Annotated in this window: 21 protein-coding genes and 1 riboswitch; of the genes, 10 read left to right on the top strand and 11 right to left on the bottom strand. The window is 69.5% G+C overall.

Annotated elements, in window-relative coordinates:
* Nucleotides 1–29: 29 nt before the first annotated feature.
* The gene (locus J7E94_RS06770) at nt 30–929 is read right to left on the bottom strand and encodes a GNAT family N-acetyltransferase (protein ID WP_308344642.1); all 900 of its coding nucleotides are present in this window, start codon (nt 927–929) and stop codon (nt 30–32) included.
* Nucleotides 930–1,064: 135 nt separating this feature from the next.
* Between J7E94_RS06770 and J7E94_RS06765 the strand changes: the two genes are divergently transcribed.
* Together J7E94_RS06765 and J7E94_RS06760 are read left to right on the top strand one after the other, a co-directional pair.
* The gene (locus tag J7E94_RS06765) at nt 1,065–1,715 is read left to right on the top strand and encodes an HAD family phosphatase (protein ID WP_215013196.1); all 651 of its coding nucleotides are present in this window, start codon (nt 1,065–1,067) and stop codon (nt 1,713–1,715) included.
* A gap of 142 nt (nt 1,716–1,857) precedes the next feature.
* Complete coding sequence (locus J7E94_RS06760; RefSeq protein WP_251056235.1) at nt 1,858–3,045, top strand: globin domain-containing protein; 1,188 nt, start codon at nt 1,858–1,860, stop codon at nt 3,043–3,045.
* A gap of 35 nt (nt 3,046–3,080) precedes the next feature.
* On the opposite strand, the gene J7E94_RS06755 is transcribed toward J7E94_RS06760, so the two are convergent.
* From J7E94_RS06755 to J7E94_RS06735, 5 genes are all read right to left on the bottom strand, one after another.
* A complete protein-coding gene (locus J7E94_RS06755) occupies nt 3,081–3,560 on the bottom strand; it encodes an NUDIX domain-containing protein (protein ID WP_215013195.1) in 480 nt (159 codons plus the stop codon).
* Nucleotides 3,561–3,631: 71 nt separating this feature from the next.
* Entirely contained in the window at nt 3,632–4,537 is a 906-nt protein-coding gene (locus J7E94_RS06750) for a LysR family transcriptional regulator (protein ID WP_215013194.1), read from the bottom strand.
* A gap of 174 nt (nt 4,538–4,711) precedes the next feature.
* Complete coding sequence (locus tag J7E94_RS06745) at nt 4,712–5,875, bottom strand: cystathionine gamma-lyase (RefSeq protein WP_215013193.1); 1,164 nt, start codon at nt 5,873–5,875, stop codon at nt 4,712–4,714.
* On the bottom strand, nt 5,872–6,363 hold the full coding sequence (locus J7E94_RS06740; protein WP_215013192.1) for a low molecular weight protein-tyrosine-phosphatase: 492 nt from the start codon (nt 6,361–6,363) through the stop codon (nt 5,872–5,874). The genes J7E94_RS06745 and J7E94_RS06740 overlap by 4 nt, the downstream gene beginning before the upstream one ends.
* 12 nt (nt 6,364–6,375) lie before the next feature.
* Nucleotides 6,376–6,756 carry a phage holin family protein gene (locus J7E94_RS06735; protein ID WP_215013190.1) on the bottom strand — a complete coding sequence of 127 codons (381 nt, stop codon included), beginning with the start codon at nt 6,754–6,756 and terminating at the stop codon, nt 6,376–6,378.
* A gap of 89 nt (nt 6,757–6,845) precedes the next feature.
* On the opposite strand from J7E94_RS06735, the gene J7E94_RS06730 reads away from it, so the two are divergent.
* From J7E94_RS06730 to J7E94_RS06715, 4 genes are all read left to right on the top strand, one after another.
* Entirely contained in the window at nt 6,846–7,163 is a 318-nt protein-coding gene (locus J7E94_RS06730; protein ID WP_215013188.1) for a cupin domain-containing protein, read from the top strand.
* 199 nt (nt 7,164–7,362) lie between these two features.
* Nucleotides 7,363–7,590 carry a DUF5326 family protein gene (locus J7E94_RS06725; RefSeq protein ID WP_215013186.1) on the top strand — a complete coding sequence of 76 codons (228 nt, stop codon included), beginning with the start codon at nt 7,363–7,365 and terminating at the stop codon, nt 7,588–7,590.
* Between the two features lie 291 nt (nt 7,591–7,881).
* The gene (locus J7E94_RS06720; protein ID WP_285440722.1) at nt 7,882–8,619 is read left to right on the top strand and encodes a helix-turn-helix domain-containing protein; all 738 of its coding nucleotides are present in this window, start codon (nt 7,882–7,884) and stop codon (nt 8,617–8,619) included.
* A 96-nt stretch (nt 8,620–8,715) separates the two neighbouring features.
* Nucleotides 8,716–9,165: an SsgA family sporulation/cell division regulator gene (locus J7E94_RS06715; protein ID WP_215013182.1), complete on the top strand. Its 450-nt coding sequence runs from the start codon at nt 8,716–8,718 to the stop codon at nt 9,163–9,165.
* A gap of 168 nt (nt 9,166–9,333) precedes the next feature.
* On the opposite strand, the gene J7E94_RS06710 is transcribed toward J7E94_RS06715, so the two are convergent.
* Nucleotides 9,334–10,716 carry a YibE/F family protein gene (locus tag J7E94_RS06710; protein ID WP_251056234.1) on the bottom strand — a complete coding sequence of 461 codons (1,383 nt, stop codon included), beginning with the start codon at nt 10,714–10,716 and terminating at the stop codon, nt 9,334–9,336.
* A gap of 75 nt (nt 10,717–10,791) precedes the next feature.
* A riboswitch (TPP riboswitch) is annotated at nt 10,792–10,935 on the top strand.
* Here J7E94_RS06710 and thiC point away from each other — a divergent pair.
* A complete protein-coding gene (gene thiC / locus J7E94_RS06705; protein ID WP_251056233.1) occupies nt 10,930–12,717 on the top strand; it encodes a phosphomethylpyrimidine synthase ThiC in 1,788 nt (595 codons plus the stop codon). It overlaps the preceding riboswitch by 6 nt.
* A gap of 118 nt (nt 12,718–12,835) precedes the next feature.
* Here the strand turns inward: thiC and J7E94_RS06700 are convergent, their stop codons facing one another.
* The 3 genes from J7E94_RS06700 to J7E94_RS06690 form a co-directional block, all read right to left on the bottom strand.
* Nucleotides 12,836–13,666: a hypothetical protein gene (locus tag J7E94_RS06700; RefSeq protein WP_215013180.1), complete on the bottom strand. Its 831-nt coding sequence runs from the start codon at nt 13,664–13,666 to the stop codon at nt 12,836–12,838.
* Nucleotides 13,667–13,814: 148 nt separating this feature from the next.
* Entirely contained in the window at nt 13,815–15,059 is a 1,245-nt protein-coding gene (locus J7E94_RS06695; RefSeq protein ID WP_215013203.1) for a metallophosphoesterase, read from the bottom strand.
* A gap of 217 nt (nt 15,060–15,276) precedes the next feature.
* A complete protein-coding gene (locus J7E94_RS06690) occupies nt 15,277–16,392 on the bottom strand; it encodes a LacI family DNA-binding transcriptional regulator (protein ID WP_215013179.1) in 1,116 nt (371 codons plus the stop codon).
* 361 nt (nt 16,393–16,753) lie between these two features.
* Between J7E94_RS06690 and hisC the strand changes: the two genes are divergently transcribed.
* The gene (hisC, locus tag J7E94_RS06685) at nt 16,754–17,833 is read left to right on the top strand and encodes a histidinol-phosphate transaminase (protein ID WP_215013178.1); all 1,080 of its coding nucleotides are present in this window, start codon (nt 16,754–16,756) and stop codon (nt 17,831–17,833) included.
* Between the two features lie 60 nt (nt 17,834–17,893).
* Here hisC and J7E94_RS06680 read toward each other — a convergent pair whose 3' ends face one another.
* On the bottom strand, nt 17,894–18,262 hold the full coding sequence (locus tag J7E94_RS06680; protein ID WP_215013177.1) for a cyclophilin-like fold protein: 369 nt from the start codon (nt 18,260–18,262) through the stop codon (nt 17,894–17,896).
* A gap of 190 nt (nt 18,263–18,452) precedes the next feature.
* Between J7E94_RS06680 and J7E94_RS06675 the strand changes: the two genes are divergently transcribed.
* Nucleotides 18,453–19,958 (top strand): cytochrome ubiquinol oxidase subunit I, encoded by a 1,506-nt coding sequence (locus tag J7E94_RS06675; protein WP_215013175.1) that lies wholly within the window; start codon nt 18,453–18,455, stop codon nt 19,956–19,958.
* A gap of 18 nt (nt 19,959–19,976) precedes the next feature.
* On the top strand, nt 19,977–20,978 hold the full coding sequence (gene cydB, locus J7E94_RS06670; RefSeq protein WP_215013173.1) for a cytochrome d ubiquinol oxidase subunit II: 1,002 nt from the start codon (nt 19,977–19,979) through the stop codon (nt 20,976–20,978).
* Nucleotides 20,979–20,983 lie beyond the last annotated feature (5 nt).

Below are 20,983 nucleotides of genomic sequence, written 5' to 3'. Positions count from 1 at the left end.
ATATGGGTCGGCATCGACGCCTCCTGTTTTCAGCCTGCGGCCACGGTGAGCGGTGCCCAGCGGCGGGTCCAGTCGCCGGGCAGTCCCGGGATGTTCCGGGTCATGACGGCGTTGAAGGCCACGGAGACCAGGCCGCGGTCCTTGAGCCAGGCCAGGAGCGCCTCGTGGCGTACGTCGACATCGGTGCGCAGCGGTCGGTCGGTCGTGGCGGCGAGGGCGGTGACGAGAGCCTGGGCTCCGGCGGTGTCGCGGGCGATCAGCGGGCCGATGACATGGGTGTGCATGTTGGGCCAGATGGCGGCGTAGCCGGTGAGGTCGCCCTCGCGGTCCTCGGCGACGAGCAGCCGGTCCGTGAAGGCGGGCAGCCTGGTGATCATGTGGGTCCGGTCGGCGCCGAAGACTTCCGTGTCCAGGCGGATGATCCGGGAGAGGTCCTCGGCGGTGGCCGGCCGGACGCGGCCCGTGCCCCGGAGAGCGGCGCCGGTGACTTCGGCGGGGTCCGGGCAGAAGAGGCCCTCGACCATCTCCGCCCGTCCTGTGGTCTTGAAGCCGAGCTCCTCATAGAGGGGGCGGCCGTAGGGGGTGGCGTGCAGGGTGAGGGGGACGCCCTTGAGTACGTCGTCGCAGATGAACGTCATCAGACGGCGACCCAGGCCATGGCGGGCGAAGCGGTCGGCGACTAGGACCATTCCGATGGCCGCAAGGTCCGGCTTCGCGGGGGTGTAGCCGTACCGGGTGACGACGCAGGCGGCGGCAAGTCCCTCGCCGTCCGGAGCGGCGACCCCGTACCCGTTCCCCGCGGCCAGGAGCAGTCCCCACTTGTGCTCCTCGCGGGGCCAGCCGCGGTCCTCGGACAGGTCGGCGCAGTGACGGAGATCGCCCGCGGTCAGCGCCCGGATCGGCAGGTCATTGAGGTGTGGTGGTGTCACCGGCCCAGACTGGATCATCACCGGTGGGCCGTCCAGAGGATTTGGGGCGAGGAGGGTGTTTCACGTGAAACAACGGCGATGTTTCACGTGAAACACACTGTTTCACGTGAAACAGAAGGACTAGCCTCGACGGCTATGACTCTCCTGCACCTCTTCGACCTCGACGGGACGCTGATGTTCGGCTCGGCGGCGCCGGTCGAGATCTCCCGACAGCTCGGCCTGAGCGTGGAAATCGCCGAGCTGGAGCGGTCCTTCGGTGCGCAGGAGATCGGGCCGCAGGAGTTCTCGGTGGCCGCGCACGCACTGTGGGCGGATCTGACGCCCGCGCACGTGCGAGCGGCGTTCGACGGATCGCCGTGGCTCATGGGCATCCAGGAGGTGTGGCGGGAGATCCGCGAGCGCGGGGACCACTGCGCGGTGATCTCCCTGTCGCCGTCCTTCTTCGTGGAACTGCTGCTGGAGTGGGGCGCGCACGCCGCGCACGGGTCGGTCTTCCCGGAGGTTCCGTTCACGCGGCCCGTGGAGGTGGCCGGGATCCTGACGCCCGAGGGCAAGGTCACGGTGGCAGACCGGCTGTGCGCACAGTTCGGGGTGACCCGGGACAACTGTGTCGCGTACGGGGATTCGAGGACCGATGCGGTGCTCTTCGAGACGGTGCCGGTCTCGGTGGCGGTCAACGCGCGGCCCTATCTGGCGCAGCGTGCGACGCACGTATACGAGGGTCGGGACCTGCGGGAGGCATACCAGCTTGTAGCGGTGACACGCCCGGGAGTTGAGGCATCTTAAGAGGAAGGTGCGTTCGAAGCGCGGTTTTTCCGCATTTCCCCACAGCCCTCTGGGCCGGCTGGCACGCTGTAGAACCCGGAACCACGGATTCACAGGCCGTGGCGTGTGCAGACCGACCGAGTTGCTCGAAGCGAGGCACCACATGGACGCTCCGCCCACCAGATCGGCCAGACGGGATACGAGCCGGATACCCGCCGAGGGCGGCACGACGGAGCCTTCGCCGGATGCCGTCCTCATCCGCCGGACCCTCGCGGAGGTCGCACCGGTTGCCGACAGGGTGACCTCGTACTTCTACGCCCTGGTGTTCACCGGGCACCCGGAGATCCGGGGCATGTTCCCCGCGGCCATGGACGCGCAGCGCGACCGGCTGCTGAAGGCGCTGCTGACCGCCGCCGAGCACATCGACAATCCGGCGGTGCTCATCCCGTACCTGCGCCGGCTGGGCACCGGCCACCGCAAGTACGGCACCCTGGCCGACCACTATCCGGTGGTGGGCGAGGCCCTCATCGGCGCGCTGGCCCGCTATGCGGAGAAGAGCTGGGGGCCGGAGGCCGAGGCCGCATGGGTGCGGGCCTACACCGCGATCTCCCAGACCATGATCGACGCGGCGGCCGAGGACGAGGCGAAGGCCCCGGCCTGGTGGCACGCGGAGGTGGTCTCCCACGACCTGCGCACCTCGGACATCGCGGTGCTGACGGTCCGCCCCGACCAGCCGTACGCCTTCCTGGCCGGCCAGTACACCAGCCTGGAAACCCCGTGGTGGCCCCGCGTATGGCGGCACTACTCCTTCGCCTCGGCCCCGCGCGCCGACGGGCTGCTCTCCTTCCACATCAAGGCCGTTCCCGCCGGCTGGGTCTCCAACGCGCTCGTGCGCCACGCCCGCCCGGGAGACGTGCTGCGCCTCGGCCCGCCGGCCGGCTCGATGGTGGTGGACCACACGACGGACAACGGGATGCTGTGTCTGGGCGGGGGCACCGGAATCGCGCCGATCAAGGCACTCATCGAGGATGTGGCCGAGCACGGTGAGCGGCGCCCGGTGGAGGTGTTCTTCGGGGCGCGCAGCGACAACGACCTGTACGACAAGGACACGCTGCTGAGCCTCCAGCGCTCCCATCCGTGGCTGTCGGTGCGCCCGGTGGTCGGCGACGGGCTGGCCGGGCAGCTGCCGCAGGCGATCGGCGAGCACGGGCCGTGGAGCTCGTACGACGCGTTCATCTCCGGGCCCCCCGCCATGATCCGCAGCGGGGTCGACGAGCTCAAGAGGATCGGGATTCCCGGCGAACGGATCCGCCACGACGCGGTGGAGGAGCTGGCGGGCGTCGCCGGCTGAGACCGGCGGCGGGCCGCCGGTCTCGTACGGGGCCCTCAGCCCAGGTCGGGGGCGTGCATGGCGCGGACCCCTTCGATGTTCCCGTCGAGGTAGTGCCGCAGGGACAGGGGGACGAGGTGGACGGCGGCGATGCCGACGCGGCTGAAGGGCACGCGGACGATCTCGTACTCCCCTTCGGGATGGTCGACCTCGGGGCCGTGGCGTTGGCTGGGGTCCATCGATTCGAGGTGGCAGACGAAGAAGTGCTGCACCTTCACCCCGGTCACTCCTCCGTCCGCGATGTGTTCGACGGTGTCGACGAAGCAGGGGACCACATCGATGATCTTCGCGCCGAGTTCTTCGTGGAGCTCCCGGTGGAGTGCGTCGACGACGGTGGCGTCCGAGGCCTCCACTCCCCCTCCCGGGGTGAGCCAGTAGGGATCGACGCCGGGCTTGGTGCGCTTGATGAGGATCAGGTCGTCACCGTCGAGCAGGATCGCGCGGGCGGTGCGTTTGACCACGGGACGTTCGGTCATGGGAGAAGAGTGGCCCGCCGCTCCGCTTCTGAAACGCGCCACGGGCGGAAAGACGCGCCCGAAACGGCGGTTCACCAGAGCCTGGCCGCGTCCAGCAGCCGGTCATGGGCCCGGGCGAGGTGGGCCAGGGAGAGGCTGCCGGTCCGTACGACCGCGAACCAGGTGCGCAGCGGCGGTACGGGGGGATCCGTCAGGGCCACGACCCGGCCTTCGGCGAGGGCGTCCTGGCAGAGGTAGCGGGGCAGGACGGCGAGTCCGGCACCGGCCTGGACGCATTCCAGGACGGCCCGCAGGTCGGGGGCGACCACGGTGGCGGTGGCGCGCCCGGCATCGGGCCGGGTGTCGAAGACGGTGGCCCAGTAGCGGGTGACGAGCGGGAGGCTTTCGTGGACCTCGACGAGCGGGATGCCGTCGAGCGCGCCGGGCCCCTCCTCCCGCAGGTGGTCCGGGTCGACGAGGGCCGCCCCGTAGGGCGCGGCGATCAGGACGTGCTCCTCGTCGCACAGCGCGGTGGCGGTGAACAGGCCGCCCCGGGGTCGGGCGGTGGTGACGACGAGGTCGTGATGGCCCGCGGCGAGGCCGTCGAGGGTCTCCTCGACGTCGGCCTGCAGGGCCACCCGCAGGGTGTGGCCCTGCCCGACGAGGGGCGCGAGGGCGGGAAGCACGCGCAGGCACAGGAACTCGGGGGGCCCGGCGACATGGAGGGTGCGTACCATGCCGGCGGCCTCCCGCCCCGCCTCGGTGATCTGCAGCAGGGCGTCGAGGTGCGGAGCGGCCTTGTGGGCGAGCTCGTCGCCCACGGCGGTGGGGCTGACCCCGCGGGCTCGGCGGTGGAAGAGCGGCCTGCCCACCTGGCGTTCGAGGGTGCGGATCTGCGAGGTCACGGCCGGCTGGGAGAGACCCAGGAGCGCGGCGGCCCGGGTGAAGGAGCCTGCCCGGTGGACGGCGACGAAGGTGCGCAGCAGAGCCAGGTCCATGGAGGCACCTCTCGGTGGGGGCCTTCAACTATAAATATCCCGATACCCCCCTGTCGTTGACGTGATTGGACTCTGACGCAGGGTCAACTAGCCTTGACGTGTGGTTCTTCGCGCGCGGAACCCGGGGCGGTCCGAGCCACTAGGGGGAGGCTCGGACCGCTCTCCACAGCCTGTTCAGCGGTCGGCACCAGCACGGTCAAGGGCCCGCAGGACGTCCGCGACGAGGTCCTTCGTGTCCTCGGCCCCCGCGGAGAAGCGGATGAATCCCTCCGGCACGGCGTCACCGCCCCACCGGCCGCGCCGCTCGGCGGTGGACCGTACTCCACCGAAGCTCGTGGCGTCCTCGACCAGACGCAGAGCCGTCATGAAGCGCTCGGCGTGCGCGCGGTCGGGCAGGGTGAAGGAAACCACCGACCCGAAGCCCCGCATCTGGCGGGCGGCCGTCTTGTGCGACGGATCAGAGGCCAGGCCCGGATAGCGCAGCCCGGTCACCTCGGTGCGGTCGGCCAGCGCCTCGGCGACGGCCAGCGCGTTGGCCCACTGGCGCTGCGCGCGCAGCTGGATGGTGGCCAGCGAGCGGTGGGCGAGCCAGGCCTCCATCGGGCCGGGGATGGCTCCGACGATCTTGCGCCACTGCCGTACGCGGGCGGCGAGTTCGGCGTCGCGGCAGACGACGTACCCGAGCAGCAGATCACCGTGGCCGGTGAGGCCCTTGGTGCCGCTGGCGACGGAGAAGTCCGCGCCGAGTTCGAGGGGCCGCTGGCCGAGCGGGGTGGCGAGGGTGTTGTCCACGGCGACCAGGGTCCCGTCGGCGTGCGCCGCGTCCACGAGGCGCCGTACGTCGCACACGTCGAGCCCGGGGTTGGAGGGGGTCTCGATCCACAGCAGCCGGGCTCCCCCCAGGACCGTGAGCTGGGCATCGTTGCCGGTCGGAGCGGTGCGTACGTGGATCCCGTACGCCTGGAGCTGCTCCCGCAACAGGGGCAGCGCCTGGTAGCCGTCGTCGGGCAGGACGACGGTGTCGCCGGTGCGGGTCTGGGAGAGGAGGACGGCGGAGATGGCCGCCATGCCGGAGGCGAAGACGGTGGTGTGGACGTCCTGGCCGGGAGCCTCCAGTTCTCCGATGGCCCGTTCGAGCAGGGTCCAGGTGGGATTGGTGTCGCGGCCGTAGGTGTACGGGCCCTCGACGTCGCCGGGGAGGTGGAAGTGGGCGGCGAACACCGGTCCGGGCAGGGGCGGCTCGTTCTTGACGGGCTCGGGCAGCCCGGCGCGGACGGCCAGCGTGCCGTCGCCGAGCGCGCCCGCTGCTCCGTCGTGTTCGCGGTCGTCGTGGTTCACGTGGTGTGCTCCTTGATGGCGTGGCGGACGGCGTCCAGCAGGCCGGGGCTTGCCGCCTCGACCATTTCTAGGCACTCCTCGAACCCGTCGAGCGAGCCGTAGTAGGGATCCGGTACGTCGGTCTCCGCGGCTGTGGCCGCCGGATCGTAGGAGCGCAGCAGCCGGATCTTGGCGGCGTCCTGCGGGGTGGGCGCCAAGGCCTTCAGGGCCCGCAGGTGACCGGCGTCGAGCGCGATGACCAGGTCCAGGCCGGCGAACCAGGACGCCTTGAACTGCCGGGCCCGGTGGTCCTGCCCGTATCCGGCGCCCTCCAGGACGGAGACGGTGCGAGGGTCGGCTCCGTCGCCCTCGTGCCAGCCGCCGGTTCCGGCGCTGTCCACCTCGACCAGGCCGTCGAGCCCGGCCTCGGTGACGTGGGCGCGGAGGACGGACTCGGCCATGGGTGAGCGGCATATGTTGCCCGTGCAGACGAAGCACACGCGGTACATGGACGGCCCCGTTCAGTCCTTGTCGGGCAGGACCAGGTTCGCGGCCCACGAGACGATGGAGATGATCAGGCCGCCGAGGACCGCGGTCCAGAAGCCGTCGACGTGGAAGCTGAGGTCGAGCTGCTTGGCCAGCCAGGAGGTCAGCAGCAGCATCAGGGCGTTCACGACGAGGGTGAACAGGCCGAGGGTGAGGATGAACAGCGGCAGCGAGAGCAGCTTCACCACGGGCTTGACGATGAAGTTGACCAGGCCGAACACCAGGGCGACCAGGATAAGGGTCAGCGTCCGGCGGCCCAAGCTGCTGCCGTCGTCCAGGGTGATGCCGGCGAGGAGCCAGATCGCGACGGCCAGGGCTGCCGCGTTGGCGAGCGTCTTGACTACGAAATTCGTCATGTGTCTGATCGTGGCAGAGAAGATCCCGGTGGGACATCCGCAGATCAGCGGATGCGAGGGCACGATCGAGTACAAGGGGCACAAGAACGATGAAAGCCTTCCGGCTTGACGAGCTCGAAGCGGAGCGGGCCGCCAATGAGGGCGCCTATCTGCAGTTCGTGCGGGAGCGGAACATGTCGGTCGGGCTGTATGCGCTCGACGCCGGACAGAGCGATCCCCAGCAGCCGCACCGCCAGGACGAGGTGTACTTCGTCGTGAGCGGCCGGGCCTCGATCACGGTTGGGGAGGAGACCACCACGGTGGCGCGGGGCAGTGTGGTCTACGTCCCGGCGGGCGTGCCGCACAGGTTCCACCACATCAGCGAGGACCTGCGGGTGATGGTGGTGTTCTCCCCGCCGGAGGGCTGAGCGGCGCCGGGCGGCGAGGGGGCCGCGGGCGGGCCGCGGGCGGGGCCCGGCCGGCTGAGGGTCGCGCCCTTGCTCCCCCTAGGGGGTCGATCAGGGGACTCCGGGGGCTCGCGGCCCCCCGTCCGGGACTTCCGGCTCCTAGCATCGGGAGCAGGAAGTCACGGACGATGATGATGACGACGAGGAAGAGGTCGAGGACATGGACGGCATCCGACAGGTATTCGCGGGCATGCCCTGGTGGGTTAAGTGGGTCGCCGTTCCGCTGCTGGCGCTGTTCGTCTTCGGCGGCGTGATCACGAGCATCCTGGGCGCCCTGATCGGGTTCGTCTTCAAGTTGCTCCTCTTCGTCGGCCTTGTCGGCGGGCTGATCTTCGTCGTGAAGAAGGTCACCGGCGGAGCTTCGAAGTCCTCCTCCGGTGAGTGGTAGGGGATTTCGGGCCGGGCGGCTGCGTCATTGCGCCAGGCGAGGGAACGTGACGGACGAAACCACTCACAGCGCCGGAATCGGCGGATAGAGTGGCAATCTGTGCCGTTCCCTGGGCACCGAAAGTCGGTTTCGCACCGCTCTGACCCGCGGTTACGCTAACCAGCCGCCGAGCACGACCCCCAGGAGCGACGGCATACGCGGGGGCGGCCCCCGCAGGGCGGGCCCCCCGAGGCCCGCCGCCATGCCTGGGGGTGAGCTTTGTCTTCGGTTCACAACGCCGGTGTGCCGACTCTGATCGGCTCGGTGCAGCGGGCGCTGAGGCTGCTCGAAGCGGTGGGCTCCCACAGTGAGGGGGCTCCGGCGAAACAGCTGGCGCGAGAGGCCGGGCTTCCGCTTCCCACCGCGTACCACCTGCTGCGCACCCTGACGCACGAGGGCTATCTGCGCCGGGAGGGCGGAGTGTTCGTGCTGGGCGAGGCAGCCGGGCGGCTCGTCGCCGGCGGGCTCCAGCAGAAACGTCGCAGCATGATCCTCGACTCCCTCGCGCACTTCCGCGACGCGGTCGGGGCCCCCGTCTACTTCGCGGTCTACCGCGAGGGTGAAATCGAGGTCGTGGGCGTCTCGGACACCCCGGACAACCCGGCGTGCGAGGAGTGGGCCGACTTCCGTGCGACCGGGCACGCGCACGCCATCGGACAGTGCCTGCTGGGCCAGCTCGACGAGAAGGCGCGCAGGGACCACTACGACCGTCACCCGATCGAGGCGATCACCGCTTATACCGTGCGGGATCTGCGGTCTCTGGAACAGCGGATCGGATCCCTCGAGCGGATGCAGCCTGTAACCGAACGCCAGGAATATGCCCTCGGCACCATTTGTGCCGCCATCCCCATCACTGCGGGCGATACCGCCGCAACCATGGCGATTTCTCTACCCCTGCACCAAGAAGATCGATTGCTGTCCGTAGTCGATCGACTACGGAGTGAAGTAGGCGCGCTGTTGAGCACCCTCTCCTTCTCTATCAGTATCTGAAAACTCACTCCTTGTGATCTGCTAGCGCTTCCACCACTCTTGTCAAGAGGCCTTGGGGGACCATTCCTGGCCACTTCCACTAAAGCGGGGTAGGCAATGCGCGAGTCGGTACAGGCAGAGGTCATGATGAGCTTCCTCGTTTCCGAGGAGCTCTCGTTCCGGATCCCGGTGGAACTCCGGTACGACGCTCGTGACCCCTACGCAGTCCGCCTGACCTTCCACCTTCCCGGAGACGCGCCCGTGACCTGGACGTTCGGCCGGGAACTCCTCCTCGACGGCATCAACAAGCCGTGCGGTGACGGCGATGTGCGCATCGCGCCCACCGAGCCGGAGGAACTGTCCGATGTCCACATCCGTCTCCAGGTCGGGGGCGACCGGGCCCTGTTCCGCGCCGGCGCGGCGCCGCTCGTCGCGTTCCTCGACCGAACCGACCGGCTCGTTCCGCTCGGCCAGGAGCGCAACCTCGGCGACTTCGAAGGGAACCTCGACGACGCACTCGGCAAGATCCTGGCCGAATCGCAGCAGAACGAGCAGAACGCGGGCTGACGCACCGCGGCACCGCGGCATCACCGCACCACAGCATCACCGCACCACAGCACCACAGCACCACAGCACCACAGCACCACAGCACCACAGCATCACCGCATCAGGCACGACCGCTTACCGCTCTACCGCACACCGCACCCCGGACGACCGGCCCCTTCGGCACGCCATTCAGCGCTTGCGCCGCCGGCCCCGGCCGCGGACCGGTCCCGAGGCCGGAGCTGCGGCCGGGGATCCCGGCCGGTCGGCGGAGACGACCAGCGCGGCCAGTGCCGTCGTGACCGGGACCGAGGCGACCAGTCCGATCGAGCCCACGAGCGTCCGTACGATCTCCTCCGCCACCAGCTCGCTGTTGGCCACCGAACCCATGCTGCTGTTCGCGATCGAGAACAGCAGGAGCAGGGGTAGCGCCGCACCCGCGTAGGCCAGTACCAGGGTGTTGACCACCGACGCGATGTGGTCGCGACCGATCCGGATGGCCGCCCTGTAGAGGTGCCGCGGCCCCATCGAGGGGTCGGCCTGGTGGAGTTCCCATACGGCCGACGTCTGGGTGACCGTCACGTCATCGAGCACGCCCAGCGATCCGATGATCACACCTGCGAGCAGCAAACCGCTCATGTCGATGTCCGGGTAGAGCCCGTGGATCAGCCCGGTGTTGTCGTCGGTGTTGCCGCTCAGGAACGCCCAGTCGATGAACAGCGAGCCCAGCAGCCCGATCAGCAGCAGCGAGACGAGCGTGCCGAGGACGGCGACCGAGGTGCGCGCGGTCAGGCCATGGCACATGTACAGGGCGATGAGCATGATGGCGCTCGCGCCGATGACCGCCACGACCAGCGGGTTCGAACCCTGGAGGATGGCCGGGAGGATGAAGAGGGTCAGGACGCCGAAGCTGACGACGAGCGCGATCAGCGCGAACAGCCCCCGCATCCGGCCGACGACGACGACCGCGACGGCGAAGATGCCGGCCAGCAGCGCCATCGGGAACTTGCGGTTCACGTCGATCACCGAGTACTGGAGGTCCCGGGGGGCGTCCGGCGCATACGCGACCACCACCTCCTGACCCTTCGCCAACTGCCGTGGCGCACCAGGCTGGACGATCTCCACGAAGGTCCGCCCCTTGTCCGGACCGTTACTGACCTCGACGGTGGCCTTCTTGCACTCGCCGGTCTGCGCGGCTTGGGCCTCGCGCCCCTCGGGGGTGGACGTGTCACCGGTGGGCGGTACCTGCGAGGCGTTCACCGATTTGCAGTCGACGCGTTCCAGCGAGGCGACCGTGCCCTGCTGCGTCTGCCGGTCGAAGCCGACCCCCGTGCGCTCGTGGGCGGGGGCGCCGCCCGGCCAGAGCACCGCCATGCCGATGAAGACGGCGGCGGCGAAGGGGATCAGTACGGCCGCGATGACCTTGCGCAGGTGCTTCGAGACGGGGGCCGCCGGGCCGTGACCGTGGCCGTGACCGTGGGAGTGGCCGGCCCCGTGACCTGCGTGCTCGTGGCCCGCGTGGCCGGTGGGCTCACTGGGGACATTGGGCTCGTTGGGGCGCTGCGGCGAGGACATCACCGGCAGATCATCGCAAGAGATGAGGGGGCCCACTGTTCAGCACGCCCTAAATGACGCTAGCGTGGGGGCACCTTTGCACAACGCGGGAGCTCGGAGCACCGGGCTGAGAGGGCGCTGATCACCGTACGCACAAGTAGTGCGTACGGGAAGAGGCTGCGTCGACCGCCGAACCTGTTACCGGGTAATGCCGGCGTAGGGAGATCAGGTCTCATGACCATTCAGGACGCACGCACGCCTGCCGTCAGCCAGAACGCCGACGGCCAGACCGAGCGCCAGCCGGGCTGGCACAAGGGGTACGTCGCGGGCTCCCGCCCCGACCTCCGGGTGCCGGTCCGCCAGGTCCACCTCACCAACGGAAAGGACGTGACGCTCTACGACACGTCCGGGCCGTACACCGACCCGCAGATCGAGACCGACGTCCGCCGGGGCCTCGCGCCGCTGCGCGAGAACTGGATCATCGGCCGCGGCGACACCGAGGAGTATGCGGGCCGTCCCGTGCGCCCCGAGGACGACGGCATCAAGCACACCTCGCCGCGAGGCGGTCTCAAGAACCTCGACGCGGTCTTCCCGGGCCGCCCCCGCCAGCCCCGCCGGGGCCGTGGCGGCGCCGCCGTCACGCAGCTCGCGTACGCCCGCCGGGGCGAGATCACCCCGGAGATGGAGTACGTCGCGATCCGCGAGAACGTCTCCCCGGAGGTCGTCCGCGAGGAGATCGCCGCAGGTCGCGCCGTGCTGCCGGCCAACGTGAACCACCCCGAGATCGAACCGATGATCATCGGCAAGCGGTTCCTGGTGAAGGTCAACGCCAACATCGGCAACTCCGCCGTCACCTCCTCCATCGAGGAGGAGGTCGACAAGATGACCTGGGCGACCAAGTGGGGCGCCGACACGGTCATGGACCTCTCCACCGGCCGCAACATCCACACCACCCGCGAGTGGGTGCTGCGCAACTCCCCCGTCCCGATCGGCACCGTCCCGCTGTACCAGGCGCTGGAGAAGGTCGACGGCCGCGCCGAGGACCTGACCTGGGAGATCTACAAGGACACGGTCATCGAGCAGGCCGAGCAGGGCGTCGACTACATGACGGTCCACGCCGGCGTGCTGCTGCCGTACGTACCGCTGACCGCCCGCCGCAAGACCGGCATCGTCTCGCGCGGCGGCTCGATCATGGCCGCGTGGTGCCTGGCGCACCACAAGGAGAACTTCCTCTACACGAACTTCGAGGAGCTCTGCGACATCCTCGCGGCGTACGACGTCACGTACTCCCTGGGCGACGGCCTGCGCCCCGGCTCCATCGCGGACGCCAACGACGCGGCGCAGTTCGCGGAGCTGAAGACGCTGGGCGAGCTGAACACGATCGCCAAGCGCCACAACGTCCAGACCATGATCGAGGGCCCGGGCCACGTCCCGATGCACAAGATCAAGGAGAACATCGACCTCCAGCAGGAGATCTGCGAGGAGGCGCCGTTCTACACGCTCGGCCCGCTGACCACGGACGTCGCGCCCGCGTACGACCACATCACCTCGGGCATCGGCGCCGCGATGATCGCCTGGTGGGGCACCGCGATGCTCTGTTACGTCACGCCCAAGGAGCACCTGGGCCTGCCCAACCGGGACGACGTCAAGACCGGCGTCATCACGTACAAGATCGCGGCGCACGCCGCCGACCTGGCCAAGGGGCACCCCGGTGCCCAGGAGTGGGACGACGCGCTGTCGGACGCGCGGTTCGAGTTCCGCTGGGAGGACCAGTTCAACCTGGCCCTCGACCCTGACACGGCCCGTGAGTTCCACGACGAGACCCTTCCCGCCGAGCCGGCCAAGACCGCGCACTTCTGCTCCATGTGCGGTCCGAAGTTCTGCTCGATGAAGATCTCGCAGGACATCCGCCGCGAGCACGGCGGTGACCTGAAGGCCGAGGAGATCCAGGCGGGCATGGCGGAGAAGTCCGCGGAGTTCGCGGCCCAGGGCAACCGCGTCTACCTGCCGCTGGCCGACTGACGCACGGCGCACGCGTCGCGGGCAGGGCTCACGGCGCACAGCTCGCGGCGCACGGCGCACGGCGCACGGTCCACGGTCCGGAGGGCCGGCCGGAGTGCGGACCGCCGTCCTCGGTCCGTCAGTCCGGCCGGTGTTCCGGACCGCCGAAGTCCGGGCTCATGAAGTCCGGAGGCGTGTAGTCGGGCCTGGGCCGGGGCCGGGGTCCCTCCGAAGGGGACCCCGGACTGGTGAAATCAGGCGCGGTGTACCCGAGATGGGGCATCCGGCCCCCGCGTCCGCGCGGGGGCGGCAAGGCCGGTCCCGCGTTCGGGTCGGCCAGGGCGGCCCGCAGGAACGGCATGATCCCGCGCTCCAGCAGGGCCTGCCGCCAGGCCTCCCGGGCCTGTGCGACATCGTCGGGTATCGCCCTGTCCCCGTCCGCCGCCACCTCGGTCGCGCTGTTGCGTACGGCCGCCACCAGCAGCCCCACCACCGCGCAGAGCAGGGCGACCGACGCGAGCGCTCCGAAGAGCCAGCCCGCCGTCAGCATGGTCTCGGCGAAGGCCGGTTCGGGCTCGACCATCTTCAGGATGTAGCCCACCAGCAGGAATATCAGCATGGCGGTGCCCGCCAGGACGGGCGCGAGGACCGCGACCACGGCGCTGACGCCCGCGCCGGCGGCGCCGTCCTGACCGTCGTCCCCTTCCTCCGCCGCGGTCCCGGGCGTGGAGAGGACCGCGTCGCGCCGCTCCTCGCGGAGCTTCACGTAGTGGTCGTACTCGGCTGCGGCCGCGGCCGTCAGCAGGGCGCTGGCGCCCAGAGCCATGGTGCGCAGCTGTTCGGCGTTCAGGCGTTCGCCGAGGGCGGCGAATTCCGGCCGTTCGTGTGCGGTGCGCAGCGCCTCGTCGAGGAGCCGGTCGAACTCGGGTCGGTCTTCGGTCAGCAGGTGCGGAGCGCTGGTCATGTGCATCCCCCGATGCTCCGTAGAAGCCGGTTTGCCCGCGTAGATTCGGGCGCCGGCACAAACGGAGGAGAGCCTGCTACGGATAGAGCGATGGTAGAGGGCACGGACCACCGGTTGACAGGGGCTTTGCCGAAATAGCGCTGTTCGGGAACCCTCAGTCGTTGAGGGGCAGTTGCACGACGAGCAGCTTGCCTGCCATCGTCACCCCGCCGTCCATCGCGATGGCGAGCCCCTCCGCGTACACGTGGGGGCCGTCCACGGCCTCGGGGCCGCGTGCCTCGTCGCCGTCCTCGGTGCCCACTTCGCCGAGCAGGTACGGGATGGGGCTGTGCCCGTGCACGACGCGGCTGCCGCCGTAGGTGCCGAGCAGTTCGCGTACGGCCTGCGGGCCGGTCTCCTCGTCGCGGAAGGCGAACCGCTTGGTGAACTTGCGGAAGAGGTCCCAGGTGATGTCGGCATCGTTGCGGTTGAGCAGTTCGTGGATGGTGTCGTTGACGTCCTCGATGGAGTCGCCGTAGTCGAGGTAGGCCGTGGTGTCCGAGTGGAGCAGCAGGTGGCCCTCCTCCAGGACGGCCGCGTCCAGGCGCGACATCCACTGGAGGTGTACGTCCTGGAGCCGCTCCATGTCGGTGCGCTGACCGCCGTTGAGGAGCCAGGCGGCCTGGAAGGTGGCGGTGCCGGCGCCGGAGGAGACGGGGGTGTCGCCGAACCGCTTGGCGCCGATGAGCAGCAGCTCGTGGTTGCCCATGAGCGCCTTGCAGTAGCCGCCGGCGGCCGCGGCCTCGGCGGACAGCCGCATGACGAGGTCGATCACGCCGATGCCGTCGGGGCCGCGGTCGGTGAAGTCGCCGAGGAACCAGAGGCGGGCGTTGCCGGCGGACCATCGGCGCTCGGCGTCGATGAGGCCCTGGGCGTGGAGTTCGGTGACGAGCTCGTCGAGGTAGCCGTGGATGTCGCCGACCACGTAGAGCGGGCCGGGGCCGGCTGCCGCCGGATCCTCGGGGACGTACTGGACCTGGACGGTGTCGCCGGGGCCGCCGAGGGCGCCGCGGCCGATGACGGGCAGGTCGCGCTGGGTCGGGGTGTAGCCGTCGAGGTCGTCGTCGGGCTCGACGGGAACGTCGACGGGGGCCGGAGCGGGCTCGGGGGTGGGGGCGCCGCCGGGTTCGGCAAGCGGAGGCGTGCCCGCCTTGGGTGCGTAGCCGGGCTGCGGGGGCACGGCCGGCGCGCCCCCCTCGTAGTACGCCGGGTACTCGCCGTACACGGGGGCATCACCGGGAAGCCCGGTGGATTTGGAGTACGCGGCGGGTTCGGCGACCGGAACCCGGAAGTCCCGCAGCGTGTCCGTCCGCATCGCGGGTCCCTGACCGGCCCCCTGAGTCATCGACCCCTCCACCACCGTCGCGCTGCCGTACACCTGCGGACCCTCCTGACCTCTGGCGTGGAGGGTCCGTGATGTCGTGCGCCCATCATAGGAATGCGGCTCGCGCTCTGTGATGCACCAGGGGTGGTGAATCCTGTGCGGAGCCGATCGTTCCTGCCGCTTTCTCCCGATATCGGTGTTGCTGAAATCCGCGGCGGGGCCGACGGCCCCGCCGGTGGAGCGGTGTGGCGCGTCAGTCCTGTGCCGGGGACCGGGGCGGACTGACGGTCGTACGGGGCTGCCTGCGCTGTGACGAGGTGCGGATGATGAGTTCGGTCGGGACGACCTGTTCCACGGGGCGTCCGGTGTCCACGCCCTCGATCGCGTCGATGAGCAGCTGGACTACGGCGGTTCCGATGCGGCGCGGTTTGAGGGAGAGGGTGGTGATGGGCGGTTCGGTGTTGGCGTACACGGTGGACTCGCTGCAGCACACGAGCAGCAGGTCCTCGGGGACGCGCAGGCCGTAGCGCCGGGCGGCGGCGAGCAGGTCGGTGCCGTTGGGGTCGAAGAGGCCGTAGACGGCGTCGGGCCGGTCGGGGCGGGCGAGGAGCCGGTCGGCGGCGACGGCGCCCGCACAGGGGTCGTGGGCGGGGTAGGACTCGTAGACGGGGTCTTGGCCGACGCGCTCGCACCAGCTGAGGTAGGCGGTGGTGGAGAGCCGGGTGTAGGTGTCGGTGGTGGTGCCGGTCAGCAGCCCGATTCGGCGGGCGCCGGCGGCGGCGAGGTGGTCGAGGAGGCCCAGTACGGCGGCCTCGTGGTCGTTGTCGACCCAGGCGGTGACGGGGAGGGAGCCTGCGGGGCGGCCGTCGGAGACCACGGGCAGGCCTTGGCGGACCAGTTCGGTGACGACGGGATCGTGGTCGGAGGGGTCGATGACGACGGTGCCGTCGAGGGCGACGTTGGACCACACGTCGTGTCGGGAGGTGGCGGGGAGGATGACGAGGGCGTAGCCGCGGGCGAGCGCGGCGGAGGTGGCGGCCCTGGCCATCTCGGCGAAGTAGGCGAATTCGGTGAAGGTGAAAGGTTCATCCCCGTACGTCGTCACGGTCAGGCCGATGAGGCCGGACTTGCCGGTACGGAGGGTGCGGGCGGCGGCGGACGGGCGGTAGCCCAGCCGGTCGGCGACCTCGCGAACGTGGCGGCGGGTGGCGTCCGGCAGCCGTCCCTTGCCATTGAGCGCGTCGGAGACGGTTGTGATGGAGACGCCCGCCGCGGCGGCCACGTCCCTGATGCCTGCCCGGCCCTGTCGGCCGGCGGCCCGCCGGGTGGTCTCGGTCCGGCTCACCTGATGCTTCCCTGCTGCTGTCATGGCGAGCCGATAGTAGGGCTCGGTGGGGTGGGTGGTCCGTGTGCATATGCACGCGTTGACAGGCACGATTCTGCATGATTCGCCACCCCCAATGACCTTGGAATCAAAGGGGTTTGGGCTCCAGGAGCTGGCGGGGCGCTTGTCGGCGGGTCCGGGCATGCCAAAGCGGTGTGGTCTCGGGCCGGTCTCAACTCACCTGTACGAGGGATGCGCGCCACGGCGCAGGCCACCGGCGCGCGCATATATGCGCGCGCTCCCCCGCATTCCAGGCGCCCCCATTCTCGGGACGGCGGAATCCTCATAAGGTGAGCAGTATTGAGTCGACGGCGACGTCGTACGGGACGGTCGAGGAGGACCTGCGGTGAGCGAGAAGAGCCCGAAGCTGCGCGCCGAGCTGGATGGCATTCCCACATACAAGCCCGGCAAGCCGGCTGCCGCGGGCGGCCCCGTCGCGTACAAGCTGTCCTCGAACGAGAACCCGTACCCGCCGCTGCCCGGGGTGCTGGAGAGCGCGGTCGCGGCGGCCGGGTCCTTCAACCGGTACCCGGACATGGCCTGCACCGGTCTGGTGAACGAGATCGCGGAGCGGTTCGGGGTGCCGGTCGAGCACGTCGCCACCGGCACCGGCTCAGTCGGCGTGGCCCAGTCGCTGATCCAGTCCACGGCCGGCCCGGGCGACGAGGTCATGTACGCCTGGCGCTCCTTCGAGGCGTACCCGATCATCACGCAGATCTCGGGTGCGACCTCCGTGCAGGTCCCGCTCACCGAGGGCGATGTGCACGACCTGGACGCCATGGCCGAGGCGATCACCGACCGGACCCGGCTGATCTTCGTCTGCAATCCCAACAACCCCACCGGCACCGCCGTGCGCCGCGCCGAGCTGGAGCGGTTCCTCGACCGGGTGCCCTCGGACGTCCTGGTGGTGCTGGACGAGGCGTACCGCGAGTTCGTGCGCGACACGGACGTACCGGACGGCCTGGAGATCTACCGCAACCGGCCGAACGTCGCCGTGCTGCGTACGTTCTCCAAGGCGTACGGGCTCGCCGGCCTGCGCGTCGGCTTCGCGGTGGCGCACGAGCCGGTGGCCGCGGCGCTGCGCAAGACGGCGGTGCCCTTCGGCGTCAGCCAGCTCGCCCAGGACGCCGCGGTGGCCTCGCTGCGCGCCGAGGACGAGCTGATGGGGCGCGTCGGGGCGCTGGTGAGCGAGCGTGCGCGGGTCCACGAGACGCTGCGCGCGCAGGGCTGGACGGTCCCGGACACGCAGGCGAACTTCGTGTGGATGCGGCTGGGGGAGCGGACCGCCGAGTTCGCGGCGACCTGCGAGAAGGCCGGTGTGGTGGTCCGGCCCTTCGCGGGTGAGGGCCTGCGGGTCACGATCGGTGAGACCGAGGCGAACGACCTCTTCCTGCACGCGGCGGAGGCCTTCTTCAAGGAGCTCTAGCTCCGGCGGGCGGGCTGGGGCGGGCTTGGTGAGCCGCCCGAGTCGCGCCGGTTGAGTGGGTTACGCGAGTTCCACGCGGATGGGGTCGCCGTCGCGGACGGTGGCCAGCAGGCGGGGGTCGCCGTCGAACGAGCCGAGCACGTTGCACGGGCTCGCCAGGCGGCTCTCGCCTCCGCGCGAGATGGGCGTGGGCCCGTAGGGCAGCGCGAGTGCGTCGCCCTCGGTCCAGAACGCCACCGTGCCGGGGTCGACGACCTGCTGGGCGTCGTGCTCCAGGGCCACGGAGACGCCGGTGTCGAAGTAGACCTCCTCGCCCCAGGTGTTGGCGCTGGCGGAGATCGGGAGCGCCTCGGTCAGGGCCTTGGCGGTCGGAGTTTCGTCGAGGGTCGCGGTGAGCTGGCCTGCGGGCCAGGAGATTCGAATCTTCATGGGCAGTATTCAACAATCTGTTGAATTTCTTGGCTAGGGGGACCCCGCCTGAAGGGGCCGAAAAGGGGTGCGCCATAATGCTTGTGAATGTGAACGCGTTCACAAGCGTGTCCTGCTTCCTCCCGGTATGGAAGGAACCCGCCAGGCAGACTGCCCGCTGTGACCACGGCGACGACAAGGAGAAGACGACGTGGACCTGGCTTTGGCGCCTGAGACATTGGCGCGCTGGCAGTTCGGCATTACCACCGTCTACCACTTCCTCTTCGTTCCCCTGACGATCTCGCTGGCGGCACTCACCGCCGGCCTGCAGACGGCGTGGGTCCGGACCGAGAAGGAGAAGTACCTCAGGGCCACGAAGTTCTGGGGCAAGCTTTTCTTGATCAATATCGCGATGGGTGTCGTCACCGGCATCGTCCAGGAGTTCCAGTTCGGCATGAACTGGTCCGACTACTCGCGATTCGTCGGTGACATCTTCGGAGCCCCGCTGGCCTTCGAGGCGCTGATCGCCTTCTTCTTCGAGTCGACCTTCATCGGTCTGTGGATCTTCGGCTGGGACAAGCTGCCGAAGAAGATCCACCTGGCCTGCATATGGATGGTCTCCCTCGGCACCATCCTGTCCGCCTACTTCATCCTGGCGGCCAATTCGTGGATGCAGCACCCGGTCGGGTACCGGATCAACGAGGAGCGGGGCCGGGCCGAGCTCACCGACTTCTGGCGCGTGCTCACCCAGAACACCGCGCTCACCCAGTTCTTCCACACCATCACGGCCGCCTTCCTGGTCGGCGGCGCCTTCATGGTCGGCATCGCCGCCTTCCACCTGGCGCGCAAGAAGCACATCCCCGTAATGCGCAGTTCGCTGCGGCTCGGCCTGGCCGTCATGATCATCGCTGGACTCGGCACCGCCATCAGCGGCGATCTGCTCGGCAAGGTGATGTACAAGCAGCAGCCCATGAAGATGGCCGCCGCCGAGGCGCTCTGGGACGGCGAGGCGCCGGCTCCCTTCTCCGTCTTCGCCTACGGCGACGTGGAGAAGGGCCACAACAAGGTCGCGATAGAGGTCCCGGGTCTGCTGTCCTTCCTGGCCAACGACGACTTCACCTCGTTCGTCCCGGGCATCAACGACGTCAACAAGGCCGAGCAGGAGACGTTCGGACCCGGCGACTACCGGCCCAACATCCCGGTCGCCTACTGGGGCTTCCGCTGGATGATCGGCTTCGGCATGGCCTCCCTCGGCATCGGCGTGCTGGGGCTGTGGCTGACCCGCAAGAAGCTCATGCTGCCGCCGGGGCTGCGGACCTCGGAGGAGGAGGTACCGAACCTGGTCCTCTTCAAGAAGGCGCTGAGCCCCACGTTCGGACAGCTGTACTGGATCGTCGCCCTGTGGACGATGGGCTTCCCGCTGATCGCCAACTCCTGGGGCTGGATCTTCACCGAGATGGGCCGCCAGCCCTGGGTGGTCTACGGAGTCCTGCGCACCCGGGACGCGGTCTCGCCGAACGTCTCCCAGGGCGAGGTCCTCACCTCGATGATCGGCTTCACGCTGCTCTACGCCGTGCTCGCCGTGATCGAGGTCAAGCTCCTCGTCAAGTACGTCAAGGCCGGCCCGCCCGAGCTCAGCGAAGCCGACCTCACCCCGCCCACCAGGATCGGCGGGGACGACAAGAACCCCGACCGGCCGATGGCCTTCTCGTACTGAGGCTGAGGAGACCACACCATGCACCTTCACGACGTCTGGTTCGTACTCATCGCCGTCCTGTGGATCGGCTACTTCTTCCTGGAGGGCTTCGACTTCGGAGTCGGCGTACTGACCAAGCTGCTCGCCCGTGACCGCACCGAGAAGCGGGTACTGATCAACACGATCGGGCCCGTGTGGGACGGCAACGAGGTCTGGCTGCTCACCGCGGGCGGGGCGACCTTCGCCGCCTTCCCCGACTGGTACGCCACCCTCTTCTCCGGCTTCTACCTGCCGCTGCTCCTCATCCTGCTCTGCCTGATCATCCGCGGTGTCGCCTTCGAGTACCGGCACAAGCGGGACGAGGACGCCTGGCAGACCAACTGGGAACACGCGGTCTTCTGGACCTCGCTGATCCCGGCGTTCCTCTGGGGCGTGGCCTTCGCCAACATCGTGCGCGGTGTGAAGATCGACCAGAACAAGGCGTACGTCGGCACCCTCTTCGACCTGCTCAACGCCTATTCGATCCTCGGCGGCCTGGTCACCCTCACCCTGTTCACCTTCCACGGCGCGGTCTTCACCTCGCTCAAGACGGTCGGGGACATCCGGGACCGCTCGCGCAAGCTCGCGACGCAGCTGGGCGTGGCCACCGCCGTACTGGCCCTGGTGTTCCTGACCTGGACGCAGTTCACGAGCGGCGACGCCAAGAGCCTGGTCGCGATGGCCATCGCGGTCATCGCGCTGGTCGGGGCCCTCGGATGCAACCTCGCGGGCCGCGAGGGCTGGTCGTTCGCCCTGTCCGGGGTCACCATCGCGGCGGCCGTCGCGATGCTCTTCCTGACGCTCTTCCCGAACGTCATGCCGTCCTCGCTGGACGACGCATGGAGCCTCACGGTCACCAACGCCTCGTCCAGCCCGTACACCCTGAAGATCATGACCTGGTGTGCGGGAGTGGCCACCCCGCTCGTCCTGCTCTACCAGGGCTGGACGTACTGGGTGTTCCGCAAGCGCATCGGCACGCAGCACATCGTCGACGCGCACTGACACCT

This window comes from Streptomyces sp. ISL-94 (assembly GCF_018614075.1).
Classification (GTDB): domain Bacteria; phylum Actinomycetota; class Actinomycetes; order Streptomycetales; family Streptomycetaceae; genus Streptomyces.
This window is presented reverse-complemented; position numbering and strand designations above follow the sequence as displayed.